This window comes from Streptomyces sp. NPDC091416 (genome assembly GCF_044756845.1).
GTDB lineage: Bacteria > Actinomycetota > Actinomycetes > Streptomycetales > Streptomycetaceae > Streptomyces.
Map to the genome: position 1 here is coordinate 1 of NZ_JBIVTU010000021.1, position 18,461 is coordinate 18,461.

The 18,461-nt window shown below is 72.3% G+C and carries 17 protein-coding genes; 4 read left to right on the forward strand and 13 right to left on the reverse strand.

What is annotated here, in order from left to right; translation table 11 throughout:
- Nucleotides 1-407 precede the first annotated feature (407 nt).
- Nucleotides 408-1,430 (reverse strand): GlxA family transcriptional regulator, encoded by a 1,023-nt coding sequence (locus tag ACIQMX_RS38105; RefSeq protein ID WP_402485171.1) that lies wholly within the window; start codon nucleotides 1,428-1,430, stop codon nucleotides 408-410.
- A 74-nt stretch (nucleotides 1,431-1,504) separates the two neighbouring features.
- On the opposite strand from ACIQMX_RS38105, the gene ACIQMX_RS38110 reads away from it, so the two are divergent.
- The gene (locus ACIQMX_RS38110) at nucleotides 1,505-2,089 is read left to right on the forward strand and encodes a cysteine hydrolase family protein (protein ID WP_402485174.1); all 585 of its coding nucleotides are present in this window, start codon (nucleotides 1,505-1,507) and stop codon (nucleotides 2,087-2,089) included.
- Between the two features lie 55 nt (nucleotides 2,090-2,144).
- On the opposite strand, the gene proC is transcribed toward ACIQMX_RS38110, so the two are convergent.
- The 10 genes from proC to ACIQMX_RS38160 all read right to left on the reverse strand — a co-directional run bounded on the left by proC (nucleotide 2,145) and on the right by ACIQMX_RS38160 (nucleotide 11,295).
- A complete protein-coding gene (gene proC / locus ACIQMX_RS38115) occupies nucleotides 2,145-2,954 on the reverse strand; it encodes a pyrroline-5-carboxylate reductase (protein ID WP_363071524.1) in 810 nt (269 codons plus the stop codon).
- Nucleotides 2,955-3,013: 59 nt separating this feature from the next.
- On the reverse strand, nucleotides 3,014-3,781 hold the full coding sequence (locus ACIQMX_RS38120; protein WP_363071526.1) for an ABC transporter permease: 768 nt from the start codon (nucleotides 3,779-3,781) through the stop codon (nucleotides 3,014-3,016).
- Nucleotides 3,778-4,545, reverse strand: a complete 768-nt coding sequence (locus ACIQMX_RS38125; RefSeq protein ID WP_402485179.1) for an ABC transporter ATP-binding protein — start codon at nucleotides 4,543-4,545, stop codon at nucleotides 3,778-3,780. The genes ACIQMX_RS38120 and ACIQMX_RS38125 overlap by 4 nt, the downstream gene beginning before the upstream one ends.
- A 74-nt stretch (nucleotides 4,546-4,619) precedes the next feature.
- Complete coding sequence (locus ACIQMX_RS38130) at nucleotides 4,620-5,408, reverse strand: class I SAM-dependent methyltransferase (protein WP_402485182.1); 789 nt, start codon at nucleotides 5,406-5,408, stop codon at nucleotides 4,620-4,622.
- 24 nt (nucleotides 5,409-5,432) lie between these two features.
- On the reverse strand, nucleotides 5,433-6,005 hold the full coding sequence (locus ACIQMX_RS38135; protein ID WP_402485184.1) for a hypothetical protein: 573 nt from the start codon (nucleotides 6,003-6,005) through the stop codon (nucleotides 5,433-5,435).
- Nucleotides 6,006-6,130: 125 nt separating this feature from the next.
- A complete protein-coding gene (locus ACIQMX_RS38140) occupies nucleotides 6,131-6,577 on the reverse strand; it encodes an acetyltransferase (RefSeq protein WP_402485186.1) in 447 nt (148 codons plus the stop codon).
- Between the two features lie 143 nt (nucleotides 6,578-6,720).
- Nucleotides 6,721-8,571 carry a dihydroxy-acid dehydratase gene (gene ilvD / locus ACIQMX_RS38145; protein WP_402485189.1) on the reverse strand — a complete coding sequence of 617 codons (1,851 nt, stop codon included), beginning with the start codon at nucleotides 8,569-8,571 and terminating at the stop codon, nucleotides 6,721-6,723.
- Between the two features lie 182 nt (nucleotides 8,572-8,753).
- A complete protein-coding gene (locus tag ACIQMX_RS38150) occupies nucleotides 8,754-9,431 on the reverse strand; it encodes a TetR family transcriptional regulator (protein ID WP_363071538.1) in 678 nt (225 codons plus the stop codon).
- A complete protein-coding gene (locus ACIQMX_RS38155) occupies nucleotides 9,428-10,237 on the reverse strand; it encodes a sugar phosphate isomerase/epimerase (RefSeq protein WP_363071736.1) in 810 nt (269 codons plus the stop codon). Before ACIQMX_RS38155 ends, ACIQMX_RS38150 begins: the two co-directional genes overlap by 4 nt.
- Nucleotides 10,238-10,344: 107 nt before the next feature.
- Nucleotides 10,345-11,295 (reverse strand): Ppx/GppA phosphatase family protein, encoded by a 951-nt coding sequence (locus ACIQMX_RS38160; protein ID WP_363071540.1) that lies wholly within the window; start codon nucleotides 11,293-11,295, stop codon nucleotides 10,345-10,347.
- Nucleotides 11,296-11,379: 84 nt separating this feature from the next.
- On the opposite strand from ACIQMX_RS38160, the gene ACIQMX_RS38165 reads away from it, so the two are divergent.
- The gene (locus ACIQMX_RS38165; protein WP_363071542.1) at nucleotides 11,380-12,219 is read left to right on the forward strand and encodes a hypothetical protein; all 840 of its coding nucleotides are present in this window, start codon (nucleotides 11,380-11,382) and stop codon (nucleotides 12,217-12,219) included.
- Between the two features lie 102 nt (nucleotides 12,220-12,321).
- Here ACIQMX_RS38165 and ACIQMX_RS38170 read toward each other — a convergent pair whose 3' ends face one another.
- Nucleotides 12,322-14,247, reverse strand: coding sequence for a hypothetical protein (locus tag ACIQMX_RS38170; protein ID WP_402485194.1), 1,926 nt, complete (start codon nucleotides 14,245-14,247; stop codon nucleotides 12,322-12,324).
- 184 nt (nucleotides 14,248-14,431) lie between these two features.
- Here ACIQMX_RS38170 and radA point away from each other — a divergent pair, with 184 nt between their 5' ends.
- Both radA and disA read left to right on the forward strand, forming a co-directional pair.
- Nucleotides 14,432-15,844 (forward strand): DNA repair protein RadA, encoded by a 1,413-nt coding sequence (gene radA, locus ACIQMX_RS38175; RefSeq protein ID WP_148020034.1) that lies wholly within the window; start codon nucleotides 14,432-14,434, stop codon nucleotides 15,842-15,844.
- A 125-nt stretch (nucleotides 15,845-15,969) separates the two neighbouring features.
- A complete protein-coding gene (disA, locus tag ACIQMX_RS38180; protein WP_363071546.1) occupies nucleotides 15,970-17,094 on the forward strand; it encodes a DNA integrity scanning diadenylate cyclase DisA in 1,125 nt (374 codons plus the stop codon).
- A 376-nt stretch (nucleotides 17,095-17,470) separates the two neighbouring features.
- Here the strand turns inward: disA and ACIQMX_RS38185 are convergent, their stop codons facing one another.
- Complete coding sequence (locus tag ACIQMX_RS38185) at nucleotides 17,471-18,295, reverse strand: hypothetical protein (RefSeq protein ID WP_402485197.1); 825 nt, start codon at nucleotides 18,293-18,295, stop codon at nucleotides 17,471-17,473.
- Between the last annotated feature and the right edge of the window lie 166 nt (nucleotides 18,296-18,461).

Sequence of the window (18,461 nt, forward strand, 5' to 3'; positions counted from 1 at the left end):
GGGGCTTTCCTCCGGGCGCTTCCCTTCGGTCTTGCGTTTCCGACTCTATCAGACTCTTTCGTGTCCGATTCCCGGTCGAAGCGGGTTTCGCATTTTCGCTTTCCAGTTCTTCGCTTTCGCGCTTTCCCTTTCCGGCGAGTCCGACTCTATCAGATCCTTTCGGGCCTGATTCTCAGTCAGCGGGGCTTGTCCTCGCGGCTGTTGGGCCGTTCCGACGAGTGAGACGTTAGCGGAATCCAGGGCCCCGACGCTAATCGGGGTCACGTTCCTTCGAACGTGGATTCCTCATTTCGCGAATGCGCACGCAGAGACAGGCGACAGCTGTCGCTCGTTCGTTGTGGTTACTGCGGAATGGCTGTCCGGGGACCGACCGGAGTCGGCGCTCACGTCGGACAACTCGGAGCACACTACGGATGCGGAGGGGGCGTGTCAACCCCGGTCCTCGTCGGGGTGCGGTGGAAGGCCAGCCGGTAGTCACGCGGGCTGGTGCCCAGGTGGGTGGCGAAGTGCTGGCGCATGGTGATCTCGCTGCCGAAGCCCGTACGACGGGCCACCTCGGGCAGAGGGAGGTCGGTGCGCTCCAGCAGCTTCTGAGCTGCGGCGATGCGCTGGGCGATCAGCCAGCGCAGCGGCGTGGTGCCGGTGCTCGCCTGGAAGTGGCGGGCGAAGGAGCGCGGCGACATGCCGGCCCGGTCGGCCAGTTCCGCCACCGTGTGCGGATCCGCCAAGCGGGTCAGGGCGAAGGCGCGGACATCGGCGAGCGTGTCGGCGTCGCGGTCCGTGTGGGGTGTGGGGTGCTCGATGAACTGGGCCTGTGTGCCGGTGCGGAAGGGGGCCGTGACCATCGAGCGGGCGATGGTCGCAGCCGCCTCGGCGCCATGGGCCGTCCGTACGAGATGCAGGCAGAGGTCGATACCGGCCGCCGTGCCGGCGGACGTCCAGAGATTGTCGTCGTGGACGAACAAGGCGTTCGGCACGACGGTCACAGCAGGATGGCTGGTGCGCAGGAGGTCTGTGAGGTTCCAGTGGGTGACTGCCTGCCGGCCGTTCAGGAGGCCCGCCTGCGCCAGGGTGAAGGCGCCGCCGCAGAGGGCTGCGATCGGTGTGGCGCGGGCGTGGGCGCGGCGCAGGGCCGCGAGGACCGGTTCCGGGGCCGGCGTCACATGGTCGTCGAGCCCCGGGACGACGATCAGGTCGGCGCGGGCCAGCCAGGTCAGCGTGCGGTCGGGGGTCAGGGAGAGGCCGCCGCGCAACGGGATGGGGGCGTCGGTGGCCGCCGCGCGGCGCAGGTCGAACGGCGGGACTCCCCGGTCCGTCCGGTCCACGCCCCAGACCTCCGTGATGACCGAGACGTCGAACGCCCGGACACCGGGGAAGGAGACGAGGGCGATCCGGGTGGGGGCGGCATGCGGTGGACCGGTCGTCGGCATGGTGGCAGTAAAGCATCGATCGATGGCTTTCCGTCCTCTGGGCGGCCGGGTTTCCGGGCGGCAGGATCGTGGCCATGGAGATCGCGGAGAACGCAGCGCTGGTCGTGGTGGACGTGCAGCAGGGATTCGAGGAGGAGGCGTACTGGGGGCCGCGGAACAACCCCGCGGCGGACGGGAACATCGCCGGGCTGATCGATGCCTGGCAGTCGGGCGGCCGGCCCGTCGTCTTCGTACGGCATGACTCGCCCAAGCCCGATTCGCCGTTGCGGTTGGGATATCCCGGCAACGGCTTCAAGCCGTACGTGGAGGAGCGGCGCGGAAAGGGCGGCGGGGCGGAGCTGTTTCTGACGAAGAGCGTGAACTCGGCGTTCTACGGGACCCCGGATCTGGATGCGTGGCTGAGGGCCGCGGGGGTGCGGCAGATCGTGGTGGCCGGGATCCAGACCAACATGTGCGCGGAGACGACGGCGCGGATGGCGGGGAACCTGGGTTACGAGGTGTTCTTCGCGCTCGACGCGACCTACACCTTCGACGGTGTCGGGCCCTGGGGCTGGACGCTCGGTGCGGACGAGCTGGCGCGGGCCACCGCCGTGTCGTTGCACGGCGGTGGGTTCGCGAAGGTGGTGCGCAGTGCGGAGCTGATCGCTGCCGCGGCGTAGGGCCCGGACGGGGTTGTCCCGCAACGCCGCGGGGCAGCCCCACCCGGGCCCTGGCTCAGCCGTTGCCGGAGGCGAGCTCGCGGCTGCGGTCGCGGGCCGCTTCGAGTGCGGCGATGAGAGCGGCGCGTACGCCGTGGTTCTCCAGTTCACGGATGGCGCTGATCGTGGTGCCGGCCGGGCTGGTGACGGCCTCGCGGAGCTTGACCGGGTGCTCGCCGCTGTCGCGGAGCATCACGGCCGCGCCGATGGCGGCCTGCACGATGAGGTCGTGGGCCTGGGCGCGGGGCAGGCCGAGCAGGATGCCTGCGTCCGTCATCGCCTCGACGAGGAAGTAGAAGTAGGCGGGCCCCGAGCCGGAGAGGGCCGTGGCCGCGTCCTGCTGGGACTCGGGGACGCGCAGGGTCTTGCCGACGCCTCCGAAGATCGACTCCGCGGTGGCGAGGTGTCCGGTGGTGGCGTGGCTCCCCGCGGAGATGACCGACATGCCCTCGTCGACCAGGACAGGGGTGTTCGGCATGACCCGGACCACCGGGGTGCCTGCGGTGAGACGCTCCTCGATGAAGGCGGTCGTGATGCCGGCCGCGGCGCTGATGACCAGGCGGTCGGCGGTGAGGTGCGGGGAGAGTTCGTCGAGGAGACGGCCCATGTCCTGGGGCTTGACCGCGAGGATGAGGATGTCGGCGCGCTTGGCGGCCTCGGCGTTGGTGACCGCGTCGGTGCCGTAGCGGTCGTGGAGCTCGGCGGCACGCTCGGAGCGGCGAGTGGTGACCAGCAGGTTCGCCGGACGCCAGCCGGCCCGGATCATGCCGCTGAGCAGGGCCTCGCCGATCTTGCCGGTGCCGAGGACTGCAACTGTCTGGGTCATGCGCTTCACCCTCCGGGCGGTGCTCACGGTTCTCGTGGCGCCATCCTCGCACCGGCCCGTCAGGTGGTGCGGCGGCGGAGGGTGGCTGCGCCGAGGGCGAGGACGAGGAGGGCGCAGCCGGCCACGATCGCGATGTCGCGGACGAAGTCGCCGGTGATGTCGGTGTGGTGGAGGACCTCGTTCATGCCGTCGACGGCGTACGACATGGGCAGCACGTCCGAGATCGCTTCGAGGACGGGGGCCATCCGGTCCCGGGCGATGAAGAGTCCGCAGAGCAGGAGCTGCGGGAAGATCACGGCCGGCATGAACTGGACGGCCTGGAACTCGGACGCCGCGAAGGCCGAGACGAACAGTCCGAGCGCCGTGCCGAGCAGGGCGTCGAGCAGGGCGACCAGGAGCAGCAGCCACGGTGATCCGGTGACGTCCAGGCCGAGGACCCAGACCGAGAGGGCCGTGGCCAGCAGCGACTGGACGATCGCGACGGCACCGAAGGCGAGCGCGTAGCCGGCGATCAGGTCGCCCTTGCCGAGCGGCATGGCCAGCAGGCGCTCCAGGGTGCCCGAGGTGCGTTCGCGCAGGGTGGCGATCGAGGTCACCAGGAACATCGTGATCAGCGGGAAGATGCCGAGGAGCGAGGCACCGATGGAGTCGAACGTCTGCGGGCTGCCGTCGAACACGTACCGCAGCAGCGTGATCATCAGGACCGGGATCAGCAGCAGGAGTGCGATCGTGCGCGGGTCGTGCGTCAGCTGGCGCAGGACCCGGCCGGCGGTGGCGAGGGTGCGGGCGGCGCTCAGGGGCGGGGTGCGGGTGGTCGTCGTACTCATCGGGCGTTCTCCTGACGGGTGGCGGCCGCGTCGACCAGGTGGAGGAAGGCCGCTTCGACGGTGTCGGTGCCGGCGTCCCGGCGCAGGGCCTCGGGGGTGTCGTCGGCGAGGATCTCGCCCTCGCGCATCAGGAGCAGCCGGTGGCAGCGCTCGGCCTCGTCCATGACGTGGGAGGAGACGAGCAGGGTGGTGCCGCGGTCGGCGGCGAGGCTGTGGAAGAGGTTCCAGAGGTCGCGCCGGAGCACCGGGTCGAGGCCGACGGTCGGTTCGTCGAGGACGAGGAGTTCGGGGGTGCCGAGCAGCGCGACGGCGAGGGAGACGCGGGTGCGCTGGCCGCCGGAGAGGGTGCCGGCGAGGTTGTCGGCGTGGCTGCTCAGGTCCACTTCGGCGATCGCGCGGGTGACGGCCGCGCGGCGGTCCTCCCGGTGCCGGCGGCCCGGCTGGAGGATCGCCGCGAAGTAGTCGAGGTTCTGCCGGACGGTGAGGTCGGTGTAGACGGACGGGGCCTGGGTGACGTACCCGATCCGGGGGCGGAGGGTGGGGTGGCCTGCGGGGCTGCCCAGGACGTCAAGGCTTCCGGTGACCTTGGCCTGGGTGCCGACGACGGCCCGCATCAGGGTGGATTTGCCGCAGCCGGAGGGGCCGAGGAGGCCCGTGATCCTGCCGGGTTCGACGGTGAAGTCGAGGCCTTTCAGGACGGTGCGGCTGCCTCGTACGACGGTGAGGCCACGGGCCTCGATGGCGACGCCCGAAGAATTCATCATGTGATGAATTTTGATCCCGGCGGGGCGCCGCCGTCAAGGGACCCGGACCGTGCGCCGGAAGGGCGGGCGGGCCGTCAGCGGACGGTGACGTTCAGGTCGACGACGTACGCCTCCTCGACCGTGCCGTCCGGGAAGAGCCGCATGAGGTGCTCGCGCTCCTCGTCGAGGAAGCGCCGGGTGGGTTCCTCGCCGAGGACCAGGAAGGCGGAGTGGCTGCCGAGGTTGGCGAGATGGGCGGCCATGGGGACGCGCCGGGTCCAGGGGATACGGCGGTGCGCGAAGTCGAGCGCGGGCAGCAGACCGCGGGTGCGGGCGGGCGCGCCGTGGGCGCTTTCGTCCTCGGCCCCGACCTCGTCGCGGAAGAAGTCGCGCAGCCGGGTGTCCTGGTCGGCGGCCCATGGGACGGCGTGGTCGGAGACGTTCCACCAGAGGGCGAGCGCGCCGCCGGGCCGCAGGACGCGCAGGGCCTCGGGGGTGGAACGGGTGCGGTCGGTCCAGTGGTAGGACTGCGCGTACGTGATCAGGTCGGCCGAGGCCCCGGCGAAGGGAAGGCTGTTGCCGTCGCCCCGCACCAGCGGAACGTGCGGGAGCAACCGGCGCAGTTCGGCCGCCATGCCGGGTCCCGGCTCCACGGCGACGACGCGGGCGCCGCGGTCGTGGAGGCGTCGGGTGGAGATGCCGGTGCCCGCGCCCACGTCGAGCGTGCGGGCACCGTGCAGGGGCAGCCCCGCGAGCTCCTCGACGGCGTCGAACAGGGCGGCGGGGTAGCCGGGGCGGGCGGCGGCGTACTGGGCGGCCGCCCGGTCGAAGGACAGGGCGCGAGAAGTGCCCGCGGCGTGTTCCGGGGAGTCCGTTTCCGTCATGGGGCCATCGTGGCCCCGCAGGTCCTACTTGCGCCGGGGCTTCTTCGCCTTGGCCGCCTTGCGGGCCGCCGGGTTGCCGGTCCTGGACGAACGGCGCTTCGCGAACCGGACCTGGGCCGCCTCGTACTCCGCGCGCCGGAGCTTCTCGCCGGGCGCCTCGGTGAACGTACGGAAGAAGTACGCGAGGAGCGAGCCGACGAAGCCGATGGTCTTCAGGCCGCGCAGCGTGTCCTCGCGCGCCGGGTCGGCCGGGCGGCGGCTGAACCCCTCCCACGTCTTGCGGAACGCGACCGCGCTGCAGATGGCGAACATCAGGACGACCAGCAGGCCGACGAAGCTGCCGACGTCGGCGATCTCCAGGCCCTGGTAGGCGAAGCGCAGCACGAAGCAGGAGGCGGCCGCGGCGGCCAGCGAACCGATGGCCGCTCCGGCCCGGCGGAGCCCGTAGTTGCCGTCGTGGGCGACCCAGGTCGTCCCGAAGAAGCGGATGGGCTCGGGCTTCGGGCCCGGGGCGGTCGCGGGGGTGCCGGTGGGCTTCGCGCCGGACTCGGGGGTGCCGGGAGCCGTGCCGTCGGGGGTGTCGCTGTTCTCGGTCACGCGACCGATTATCCCAGGGACCGGGCGGAGCCCGGGGCAGCCGTGCGCGGCGGCGCCGCGCACGGTGCGGATGCGGTGCGTGTGCGGGTGCGGGTGCGGGTGCGTGTGCGGGTGCCTGTGCCGGGTCAGCCGCAGTGTTCCCAGGAACTCGTGTAGGTGTACGTGCCGACGCCTGCCTCGATCATGCCGCCCCACTTCACGCAGCGGCTGCCCGCGGCGAGCCTGACCGGGCCCGCGTACGAGGCGTACGCCCCCTGGTCCTTGGCCTGCCCCTTGCCGTCCCCGTCCACGTCGAGCCAGGCGCCGGTGGTCAGCGTGTAGCCGCCGGTGGAGGAGGAGTGGGAGGTGACGACGCAGTTGTACTGGGTGCTCGCGTTGTAGAAGAGCTGGACCCGGGCCAGTTCGGTCACCGGGTTCCGGAACACGTGCGAGTCGATCCGGGTGTACCCGGATCCGCAGACCCCTGCCGGTGCGGCGGCCGCCGTGGCCGCGCCGGCCGGAGTGGCGCCGAGTGCCGCGAGCGCGGCGACGGCCGACGCGATGATCGCCGAGCGGCGTGCAGACGTACGCATGCTCCCCCAATCATGATCGTTGCATGACAAGAGTGTGAGCCTATGGCGGGGCGAAGGTCACGGGGAGTTGGTTTTGCGCCACACCTGCTGCGGGCGGGCCGCCGTTTCCGGCCCCTGCGGACAGGGGCCGGAAACGGGTGGGATCAGCCCAGCTTGGAGACGTCGCGGACGGCGCCGCGGTCCGCGCTCGTCGCCATGGCCGCGTAGGCGCGCAGCGCCGCCGAGACCTTGCGCTCGCGGTTCTTCGGCGCGTACACGCCGTTCAGCGCCTCGCGGCGGGTGGCGAGCTCGTCGTCGGCGACGAGGAGCTCGATCGAGCGGTTCGGGATGTCGATGCGGATCCGGTCACCGTCCTCGACGAGCGCGATCGTGCCGCCGGACGCCGCCTCGGGCGAGGCGTGGCCGATGGACAGCCCCGACGTACCGCCGGAGAAGCGGCCGTCGGTGATCAGCGCGCAGGTCTTGCCGAGACCGCGGCCCTTGAGGAAGGAGGTCGGGTAGAGCATCTCCTGCATGCCGGGGCCGCCGCGCGGGCCCTCGTAACGGATGACGACGACGTCGCCGTGCGTGATCTCCTTGCGGAGGATCTTGTCGACGGCGTCCTCCTGGGACTCGCAGACGACCGCCGGGCCCTCGAAGGTCCAGATCGACTCGTCGACGCCGGCCGTCTTCACGACACAGCCGTCCACGGCGATGTTCCCCTTGAGGACCGCGAGGCCGCCGTCCTTGGAGTACGCGTGCGCCACGTCGCGGATGCAGCCGCCGGCCGCGTCCAGGTCGAGGGTGTCCCAGCGCTCGGACTGCGAGAACGCGGTCGCGGAACGGACGCAGCCCGGGGCCGCGTGCCACAGCTCGACGGCCTCGGGGGACGGCGAGCCGCCGCGGACGTCCCAGTTCTTGAGCCACTCGGCGAGCGTGTCGGAGTGCACCGAGTGCACGTCCTCGTTGAGCAGACCGCCGCGGTGAAGCTCACCGAGGAGGGCGGGGATGCCGCCGGCCCGGTGGACGTCCTCCATGTAGTACGTACCGCCGGGCGCCACGTTGGGCGCGACCTTGGAGAGGCACGGGACCCGGCGGGAGACCTCGTTGATGTCGTCGAGGTTGTACGCCAGCTCCGCCTCCTCGGCGGCGGCCAGCAGGTGCAGGATCGTGTTGGTCGAGCCGCCCATGGCGATGTCCAGCGCCATCGCGTTGTCGAACGCGGCGCGGGTGCCGATGGAGCGGGGCAGGACCGTCTCGTCGTCCTGCTCGTAGTAGCGCTTGGTGATCTCGACGACCGTGCGGCCGGCGTCCTCGTACAGCGCCCTGCGGGCGGTGTGCGTGGCGAGGACGGAGCCGTTGCCGGGGAGGGAGAGGCCCAGGACCTCGGTCAGGCAGTTCATCGAGTTGGCGGTGAACATGCCGGAACAGCTGCCGCAGGTGGGGCAGGCGTTCTCCTCGATGCGGAGGATGTCCTCGTCGGAGATGGACTCGTCGACCGCGTCACTGATCGCGTTGACCAGGTCGAGCTTGCGGACCGTGCCGTCGACGAGGGTGGCCTTGCCGGCCTCCATCGGGCCGCCGGAGACGAAGACCGTGGGGATGTTGAGGCGCATCGCGGCCATCAGCATGCCCGGGGTGATCTTGTCGCAGTTCGAGATGCAGATGAGGGCGTCGGCGCAGTGGGCCTCGACCATGTACTCGACGCTGTCCGCGATCAGGTCGCGGGAGGGCAGGCTGTAGAGCATGCCGCCGTGGCCCATGGCGATGCCGTCGTCCACCGCGATGGTGTTGAACTCGCGGGGCACCGCGCCCGCGGCCTTGATCGCCTCGGACACGATCCGGCCGACCGGGGCGAGGTGGGTGTGGCCGGGGACGAACTCCGTGAAGGAGTTGGCTACCGCGATGATCGGCTTGCCGATGTCCTCGCTCGCTACGCCCGACGCGCGCATAAGGGCGCGCGCGCCCGCCATGTTGCGGCCGTGGGTGACAGTGCGGGACCTCAGCTGGGGCATCGTCTCTCGCTCCTTCGACAGAAAAGACTGGTTCCGAGCGTACGCCTCCGGTGCCAGGATCTGGACGGGGTGTCCGGAATGCGGGATGTGGTGCTCAGGGGGTGGGCGGTGGCGGGGCGCCGGCAGGGGCTGGTGGGGAGTGCGGGCCGTGGGGGTCGGGGCTCTGCCCCGGGCCCCGCTCCTCAATCGCCGGAGGGGCTTGAAGTGTCCGGAAGCGGCGGGGGGCAGGGGCTCGTGTTGGTGTCCGTCAGATAACGCTGCAGGGTGGGGGCAACCATGGCGACGATCTTCTCCGGAGGCGCCGATGCCAGGGGCTCCGCGCGGAGCACGTACCGCAGCATCGCGATGCCCACCATGTGCGAGGCCGCCAGTTCGGCGCGGAAGGTGGGGTCGGGTACGTCGAGCTGTTCCGCGATCCGTCCGAGCAGGCGTCGCAGGACGAAGCCGCGCAGGACGGCCGCCGCCGCCTCGTTGGTGAGGGCCGACCGCAGGACCGCCAGCAGCGGGGTCCTGGACGCCGGGTTCTCCCAGATCGCGATGAAGTAGCGGGCCAGCCGTTCCCCCAGGCCGTCCTTGTCACTGCCCAGGATGGCGGGAACCACCAGGGCGGGCTCGAAGGAGAGCTCGATCGCGGCGGCGAAGACCTCGTCCTTCGTACCGAAGTAGTGGTGGACCAGGGCGGCGTCCACGCCCGCCGCCTTCGCGATCCCGCGGACCGACGTCTTGTCGTAGCCGCGTTCGGCGAACTCCGTGCGGGCGGCCTCCAGGATCCGGGTACGCGCGTCGGGGCCCGCCGTCGCCGCGTTGCGGGCGGGACGGCCGCGGCGCCTGGGGCCCGGGGCTTCGGCGCCCGGGGTCACGGGCGCGGCACCTGCGCGGAGGAGGCGAGGTGCAGCCGGGTGAAGGCGAGCGCCTCGGCGAGGTCGGCCTCGCGTTCGGCGGTGGACATCGCGCGGCGGGTGTTGACCTCGATGACCACATGGCCGTCGAAGCCGTTACGGGCCAGCCGCTCCAGCAGTTCTGCACACGGCTGGTCGCCCCGGCCGGGCACCAGGTGCTCGTCCTTGCCCGATCCCTTGCCGTCGGCCAGGTGGACGTGGGCCAGCCGGTCGCCCATCCGGTCGACCATCGCCATGCCGTCCGTACGGGCCGTCGAGGTGTGCGACAGGTCGACCGTGAAATGGCGGTAGTCGTCGTTGGCGACGTCCCAGTCGGGGGCGTACGCGAGCATCTCGCGGTCCCGGTAGCGCCACGGGTACATGTTCTCGACGGCGAACCGGACGTCGGTCTCGTCCGCCATCCGCCAGATCCCCGTGACGAAATCACGGGCGTAATTGCGTTGCCAGCGGAACGGGGGGTGGACGACGACCGTCGACGCGCCGAGCTTCTCCGCCGCGGCGCGCGCCCGCTGGAGCTTGACCCAGGGATCGGTGGACCAGACCCGCTGCGTGATCAGCAGACAGGGGGCGTGAACGGCCAGGATCGGCATCCGGTGGTAGTCCGAGAGCCGGCGCAGGGCCTCGACGTCCTGGCTGACGGGGTCGGTCCAGACCATGACCTCGACGCCGTCGTACCCGAGGCGCGCGGCGATCTCGAAGGCCGTCGCCGTCGACTCCGGATAGACCGAGGCCGTCGACAGGGCGACCTTCGCATCCGGGATGCGCACCACTGGTTCTGCCACGCAGCCAGCGTACGGGCAGCGGTGCGCGGCGCCGAGGGAGTCCGGCCGAAAGTGAGAAGGGCCATGACGGTGAGACGCCCGGGACGGCCCCTTCAGTTGAGGGCCACGTCCTCGCTCGACGTCAGATGGTCCAGACGGCGCAGGATCACACCCTCGCGCAGCGCCCACGGGCAGATCTCCAGGTCCTCGACGCCCAGGAGGTCCATCGCCCCCTCCGCGACCAGCGCGCCCGCCAGCACCTGGGCGGACCGTCCCTCGGAGACGCCGGGCAGGTTCCCGCGCTCCTCCACCGTCATCGCGGCCAGCTTCGGCACCCACTCCTCCAGGGCCTTGCGGCTGAGGGTGCGCTGTACGTACAGCCCCTCGGTGGAACGTGCGGCGCCCGCGATCCTGGCGAGCTGCTTGAAGGTCTTGGACGTGGCCACGACATGGTCGGGGCGGCCGAAGCGGGTGAACTCGCCCACGCTGCGGGCGATCCGCGCCCGTACATGGCGGCGCAGCTCCCTCACCTCCGCCGGGTCCGGCGGATCGCCGGCCAGCCAGCCGGCCGTGAGGCGGCCGGCGCCCAGCGGCAGCGAGACGGCCGCGTCCGGCTCCTCGTCGATGCCGTACGCGATCTCCAGCGAACCGCCGCCGATGTCCAGGACCAGCAGCTTGCCCGCCGACCAGCCGAACCATCGCCGCGCGGCGAGGAAGGTGAGGCGGGCCTCCTCCGTGCCGCTGAGGACGGCGAGGTCGACGCCCGTCTCGTCGCGCACCCGGGCGAGCACCTTGTCGGCGTTGCTCGCCTCCCGCACCGCGGACGTGGCGAACGCCAGCACGTCCTCGCAGCCCTTGTCCTCGGCGGCCTGGAGCGCGCCGGCGATCGTCGTCACCAGCCGGTCCACACCGAGCGGGCCGATCGCTCCGTCCGCGTCGAGGAGTTCGGCCAGGCGCAGCTCCGCCTTGTGCGAGTGCGCGGGCAGCGGGCGGGCGCCGGGGTGCGCGTCGACCACCAGCAGATGAACCGTGTTCGACCCCACGTCGAGGACTCCGAGTCTCATATGCAGAACGCTACTGCGGCCGTGGGGGCGGGCGGACCGGCGCACGGTCCCCGCCCAGGTGCTCCGCGGTCTTACTCTGGGCGCGTGCCAAAGACGAAAAAGGCGAAGCCGGGCAAAGCCACGAAGAAGCAGAAGACGAAGCAGGAGATGCAGCAGCCGCAGACAGAGGGGCCCCAGGGGCCCGACGAGACGGGGATCGACTTCGCGCGGGCCTGGGTGGAGTTCCCGGATCCCGCCGACGACGAGCAGGTCTTCCGCTGTGACCTGACCTGGCTGACGTCCAGGTGGACCTGCATCTTCGGCAGTGGCTGCCAGGGCATCCAGGCCGGTCGCGCGGACGACGGGTGCTGCACCCTGGGCGCCCACTTCTCCGACGAGGACGACGAGAAGCGGGTGGCCGGTCACGTCGCCCGGCTCACCCCGGACCTGTGGCAGTTCCACGACGTGGGCACGGAGTCGGGCTGGGTCCAGACCGACGACGACGGGGAGCGCCAGACGCGGCGCTGGGAAGGGTCCTGCATCTTCCAGAACCGTCCCGGATTCGCCGCGGGAGCCGGCTGCTCCCTGCACATCCTGGCGCTCCGGGAGGGCAAGGAGCCCCTGGAGACCAAGCCGGACGTGTGCTGGCAGCTGCCGGTCCGGCGTACGTACGACTGGATCGACCGGCCCGACGACACGCGGATCCTCCAGGTGACGATCGGCGAGTACGACCGCCGTGGCTGGGGGCCGGGCGGGCACGACCTGCACTGGTGGTGCACGTCGGCGACGTCGGCGCACGGCGCCGGGGAGCCGGTGTACGTGTCGTACCGGCCGGAGCTCACGGAGCTGATGGGCAAGCAGGCGTACGACCGGCTCGTCGAGCTCTGCGAGGAGCGGCTCTCCTCGCTGCTGCCGATGGCGCCCCACCCGGCGGACCCCGCGTAGCACCCGCGCGGCGGACCCCGCGTGGTCACCACGCGGCCGGGCGCCTCGTCGGCGGGAGCGTTCGCGGCCCGTCGGTCCGCTGCCGGCGGGGTGCTCGGCCCGTCAGTCCGCTGCCGGCGGGGTGCTCGGGCCCTTGCCCGGGTCCGACGGGGACGGGGACTCCGTCGTCGGGTCCGGGGACGGGCTCGACGTGCCCGGGTCCGTCGGGGTGCTGCCCGTCGGGTCGGGCGTCGGTGTCGGCGTCGGCGTCGGATCGGGGTCCGGGGCGGACGGCGACGGTTCCTGCGGTACGGGAGGGTGCGGACGGGACGGGCCGCTCGGCAGGGACGGCCGGGGTGCGGTGGTCGACGCCGGCCCGCCGTACCCGTGCATCGCCACGACCGACCCCGAGGGGGCGATGGCGATCCGTGCCGTCCAGTACCCGACCGGTTCGCGTGCGTGGTCCACGAGGACGCGGACCGTGATGCTGTCGCCCGCAGCGAGCGTTCCGGAGGTCCTGCTCAGGCGCAGCCAGGACTGTCCCGTGCCGGCCGACCAGACGACCGGGCCCGCCTTCGACGCGCTGAGCGTGATCGTCGTCGTGCCGCCGGAGGACCGGGCCTCGACGGTGAGGCGGCCCGCCGCCGCACCCGCGCCGCCCCCGTCCCCGTCCGTACCCACGCTGATGACCTCGGCGGAGACGTCCGGGAGGCGGGCACCCTCCGTGAAGCCGGGGCCGGGCCCGGGGCGGGCGTTGCCCGCGTTCTCGTAGTGGTCGTACGGGTCGTCGCCGCCGCGGTCGTCGTCCGTCTCGGTCGCGGTCACCGCCGAACCGTCGCGTCCCTCACCGGTGAGCGGCGCGCCCCGGTAGGCGGACCACAGAGCGATCACGGGGGCGGCGACGACGGTGGCGACGACCGTCGTCGTCATGACCCTGGACCGCAGCCGGTCCCGGCGCGCGGCGTGGTCCTTCGGGTCCATCGGGAAGCCCGTCCGGTCGAACCGGGGAGTGGCGGACCGATTCTTCTGATGCTTCTGCGCGTACATCATCGCCACATAGGCGGAGGGGCGCGGCGCCTCGACGACCGCCAGCGCGGCCACGGGGGTGACCGCGGCGCCCGGCCAGGGTCCCTGGGCGCCGGCCCGCTCGGCGGCGCGGCGACAGCTCGGGCAGTCGTCCACATGCCGTACGAGCTCGCGGCGCAGGGTGGCGGAGAGCAGCACGCGGTGGTCTCCGGTCAGCCTGCCGACCGCGGGGCAGTTGCCCTTCTCGACGACGGCGAGGGCGGCCCTCGTCCGTTCCACTTCACAGGCTGCGGCGGCCAGGAGTTCCCGGGCCGTCGCGGGTTCCAGCCCGAGGACGGCGGCGACGGCGCGCGGGGTGAGGCGGTGGCGGACGGCGAGCTCCAGCGCCTCGCGCTGCTCGGGGGTGGTGCCCGCCGCCTCGGGCCAGGCCAGCTGGGCGAGCTCCCGGCGGTGTGCCTCGGCGGCCGCGGGACTCTCCGGGGACACGGCGGACGAGAGGGGCACGGCGGACGGGGCTGGAGCCGCGGACGCCGAGGCGGCGGACCGGGGCGCGGAAGTCGCGGTGGGTGGTGCGGAAGCCGTCTTCGTGGTGTGCGGGCCCGCGGGCGTACGCCGTCCCGCGCGGACCCCCGGCACGGCGGTGCCGCGGTGGTCGTCCTGCACCCTGGCCGACTGCCTGCGCGCCTGCGGCCCGTCGGGCCTGCGATGCGCCCGGCGGCCCTGCTTCTGCTCGCCGAGCCGGCGCAGGCACATCCACCTGGCCAGGGCGTACAGCCAGGTTCTGCGCTCCTCCTCGCCGGTGGGACACCGGCCGTTCTGCCGCTCGGCCAGCGCCAGTACGCAGCCGAGCGCCTCGGTGGCGGCGTCGTGGTCGCAGAGGACGGAGAGGCAGTACGTGAACAGGCCGTCGAGATGGGGCTCGTAACGGGCGGGCGGCTGCTTCGGCGAAGGGTGGGGCGCGCGGTGCTGCGCCCGGTGTGCGCCGGGGGTGTTCCTGGGCGTCTCCAGCCTGCTGCTCGTCACCTTGCGACCGTAGGCAGCACGGCGCGGGGCCTTGGCACCCCTTGCGCACATTTAACCCTTACGGGTGAACGTATCGCTTGATAAGCGACAGGAATCCGTGATTCCGCGCCCTCGCCGGCGCCCCGCCGCCCGCGCACGCACCGCGCCGGGCCGCACTGTCCGACCCCACCTATACGGTGGCGCCATGGCTGCCCGTACGAAATCCGCGAAGGACCGGCCGTCCTACCGCTGCACCGAGTGCGGCTGGACGACCGCCAAGTGGCTCGGCCGCTGCCCCGAGTGCCAGGCGTGGGGGACGGTCGAGGAATTCGGCGGCGCTCCCGCGGTGCGCACCACGGCGGCCGGCCGCGTCTCCACCGCCGCGCTCCCCATCGGCCAGGTCGACAGCCGCCAGGCCACCGCCCGCTCGACGGGCGTGGGCGAGCTGGACCGCGTGCTGGGCGGCGGGCTGGTGCCCGGCGCCGTCGTGCTGCTCGCGGGCGAGCCGGGCGTGGGCAAGTCGACGCTGCTGCTGGACGTGGCGGCCAAGGCCGCGAGCGACGAGCACCGCACGCTGTACGTCACGGCGGAGGAGTCCGCCAGCCAGGTCAGGATGCGTGCCGACCGGATCGGGGCGATCAACGACCATCTGTATCTGGCCGCCGAGACGGACCTGTCCGCGGTCCTCGGCCATCTGGACGCCGTCAAGCCGTCCCTGCTCGTCCTGGACTCCGTGCAGACCGTCGCCTCCCCCGAGATCGAGGGCGCGCCCGGCGGGATGGCGCAGGTTCGCGAGGTGGCCGGAGCGCTGATCCGCGCCTCCAAGGAGCGCGGCATGTCGACGCTGCTGGTCGGCCACGTCACCAAGGACGGCGCGATCGCCGGGCCCCGGCTGCTGGAGCACCTGGTCGACGTGGTGCTGTCGTTCGAGGGCGACCGGCATGCCCGGCTCCGGCTCGTGCGCGGCGTCAAGAACCGTTACGGGGCGACCGACGAGGTCGGCTGCTTCGAGCTCCACGACGAGGGCATCACCGGTCTCGCCGACCCCTCCGGCCTCTTCCTCACCCGCCGCGACGAGCCCGTTCCCGGCACCTGCCTGACCGTCACCCTGGAGGGCAAGCGCCCGCTGGTCGCCGAGGTGCAGGCCCTCACCGTCGATTCCCAGATCCCTTCGCCCCGGCGCACCACCTCGGGTCTCGAAACGTCCCGGGTCTCGATGATGCTGGCCGTCCTGGAGCAGCGCGGCCGGATCAGCTCGCTGGGCAAACGGGACATCTACAGCGCCACGGTCGGCGGCGTGAAGCTCTCCGAGCCGGCCGCGGACCTCGCGATCGCGCTCGCCCTGGCCAGCGCGGCCAGCGACACACCCCTGCCGAAGAACCTGGTGGCGATCGGCGAGGTGGGGCTCGCGGGCGAGGTCAGACGGGTCACCGGGGTCCAGCGCAGGCTGGCCGAGGCGTACCGTCTGGGCTTCACCCACGCCCTGGTCCCGACCGATCCGGGCAAGGTCCCGGCCGGTATGAAGGTCACAGAAGTGGCCAACATGGGCGATGCGCTCAGGGTGCTCCCGCGCCGCTCTCGCGCACAGGCCCCACAGGAGGACGGCGCACGCCGGTAGACTTTGCCCTGGTCTCGCCCGTCCGTACGAACGGTATGAGGGACATAGGGTCTTTCCTCTGGATCGGGATCGATCCGAACGAGAGGCCCCGAGGGCACCCGCGAACCTGTGACCGGAGGAGTGCAGTGGCAGCCAGCGACCGGGCAGCATCGCCCGGAAAGTCCGGCCAAGGCACCGGTAACGAGGCGCTGATGCGCGCCTCGTTGACCGCCGTCGCGCCCGGAATGGCCCTGCGGGACGGCCTGGAGCGCATCCTCCGCGGCAACACCGGCGGGCTGATCGTGCTCGGCATGGACAGGACCGTCGAGTCGATGTGCACCGGCGGCTTCGTGCTGGACGTGGAGTTCACCGCGACCCGGCTGCGCGAGCTCGCCAAGCTCGACGGGGCACTCATCCTCGACAAGGACATGACCAAGATCCTGCGGGCCGGCGTGCAGCTGGTCCCGGACGCCTCGATCCCCACCGAGGAGACGGGCACCCGGCACCGCACGGCGGACCGGGTCTCCAAGCAGTGCAACTTCCCGGTCGTCTCGGTCTCGCAGTCGATGCATCTCATCGCGCTGTACGTGGACGGGGAGCGCCGGGTCCTGGAGGAGTCCGCCGCGATCCTCTCCCGCGCCAACCAGGCGCTCGCCACGCTGGAGCGGTACAAGCTCCGGCTCGACGAGGTCGCGGGCACGCTCTCCGCCCTGGAGATCGAGGACCTGGTGACGGTCCGGGACGTGACGGCCGTCGCCCAGCGTCTGGAGATGGTCCGCCGGATCGCGACCGAGATCGCCGAGTACGTGGTGGAGCTCGGGACCGACGGCCGGCTCCTCTCGCTCCAGCTCGACGAGTTGATCGCGGGCGTGGAGCCGGAGCGCGAGCTGGTCGTGCGCGACTACGTGCCGGAGCCGACCGCGAAGCGCTCGCGCACGGTGGCGGAGGCGCTCACCGAGCTGGACTCGCTGTCCCACACCGAGCTGCTCGAACTCCCGGTCGTGGCAAGGGCGCTGGGGTACAGCGGTTCTCCGGAGACGCTCGACTCGGCGGTGTCGCCGCGCGGCTTCCGGCTGCTGGCGAAGGTGCCGCGGCTGCCCGGGGCGATCATCGACCGGCTGGTGGAGCACTTCGGCGGTCTGCAGAAGCTGCTCGCCGCGAGCGTCGACGATCTCCAGACGGTCGACGGCGTCGGCGAGGCGCGGGCGCGCAGCGTGCGCGAGGGCCTGTCGCGACTGGCCGAGTCGTCGATCCTCGAACGGTACGTGTAACCGGGCTCCGGCCCGACCGGGCGCACTCGCCGCTCCGGCCGCCCCCGGTCTGCCATCGCGGTCTGCCATCGCGGTCAGCCTTCGCGGTCAGCCTTCGCGGTCAGCCCGGCGCTACCACCGGCCGCTCCGACCCGCCCTGCGCGGCCCGTCGGCCTGTCGGCCCGCCCTACGCCGCCGTCAGCCGTTCCGGTCCTCGCGGTCGCCCGCCGTACGCCGCCGCGCCGGTCCCTCGGGGTCGCCGGTCCCCTGGGGTCGCCCGCCCCACGCCGCCGCGCCGACCCCTCGGCGTCGCCGGCCTCCCGGGGCCGCCGGTCCCTCGGCGTCGCCGGTCCCTCAGCGCCCTCAGCCCCTCGGCGCCCTCAGCCCTTCGGCGTCGTCAGTCCTTCGCGAGGACGAACGACGCACGCTGTACGGGCTCGCCCGGGGCTTTCGCCTCGACCAGGTACGTACCGGCGCCCACGGCTCCCGCAGGCGGCGTCGCACACTTCGGGGCGCTCTTGGCGCGGTCCCACTCCACGGCGTGCTCGACGGTCGCGCCGGCCGGCACCTTCAGGAGCACGGCGGCCGCGTCGCGCGGGCAGTCCTTGGAGGACCACACCTCCTCGTCCCCGCCGCCGGCTTCCGTGACGGTGAGGACCGCGGACTTCGGGCCGAAGTCGGCCTTGCAGGCGGTGGACGAGGTGTTCGTGGCGATCAGCCGGAACTTCGGCTTCTCGCCGGGCCCGTAGCGGAGTTCCGTCTTCAGCGTCAGCCGCAGCGTGGCCGGGGCGCAGACCGGGAGCGAGGAGCCGGGCGGGAGCTGCTGCCCCTCGGTGGTGCCGCTGGAGCCGCCACCCGTACCGGAACCGGCTTCCGCGCCCGTTCCGTTGCCGCTGTCGCTCGTTCCGTCGCCGGTTCCGTCGGAGCCCGCGTCCGAACTGCCGCCGCCGGTCGCGTCGCTGCCGCCGGTGTCGTCCGACTCGTCGCGCCCGCCCGGCTGTTCACTGATCGCCGGGCCGGAACCGGAAGGTCCGGGCGTGATCGAGTTCACGGGACCGGAGCCGGGGGCCCGTGAATCGTCGTGATTCCCCTTGTCACCACCGTTGGTGACGGCCCATACGACCAGCAACGCGAGCAGCGCAATCAGCGTCGCCGCTACCGCCCTCCGTCGCCAGTAGATGGTGGAGGGAAGCGGCCCGATCGGATTACGCAGAGATCCCACGGCGCAAACTGTACGAGAGAACGGCACCAACTCCCGCCCCACCCGCCGCTACAGGCGTCCAAGTTTTGCGGATCATCATCCCGGGGCGGCCCGTTCCCGCTCCGCCCGCACACTTCGGACACCCAACGTGATCACCTCAACGCGCCGAGTGATGCCGTCGGAGGGT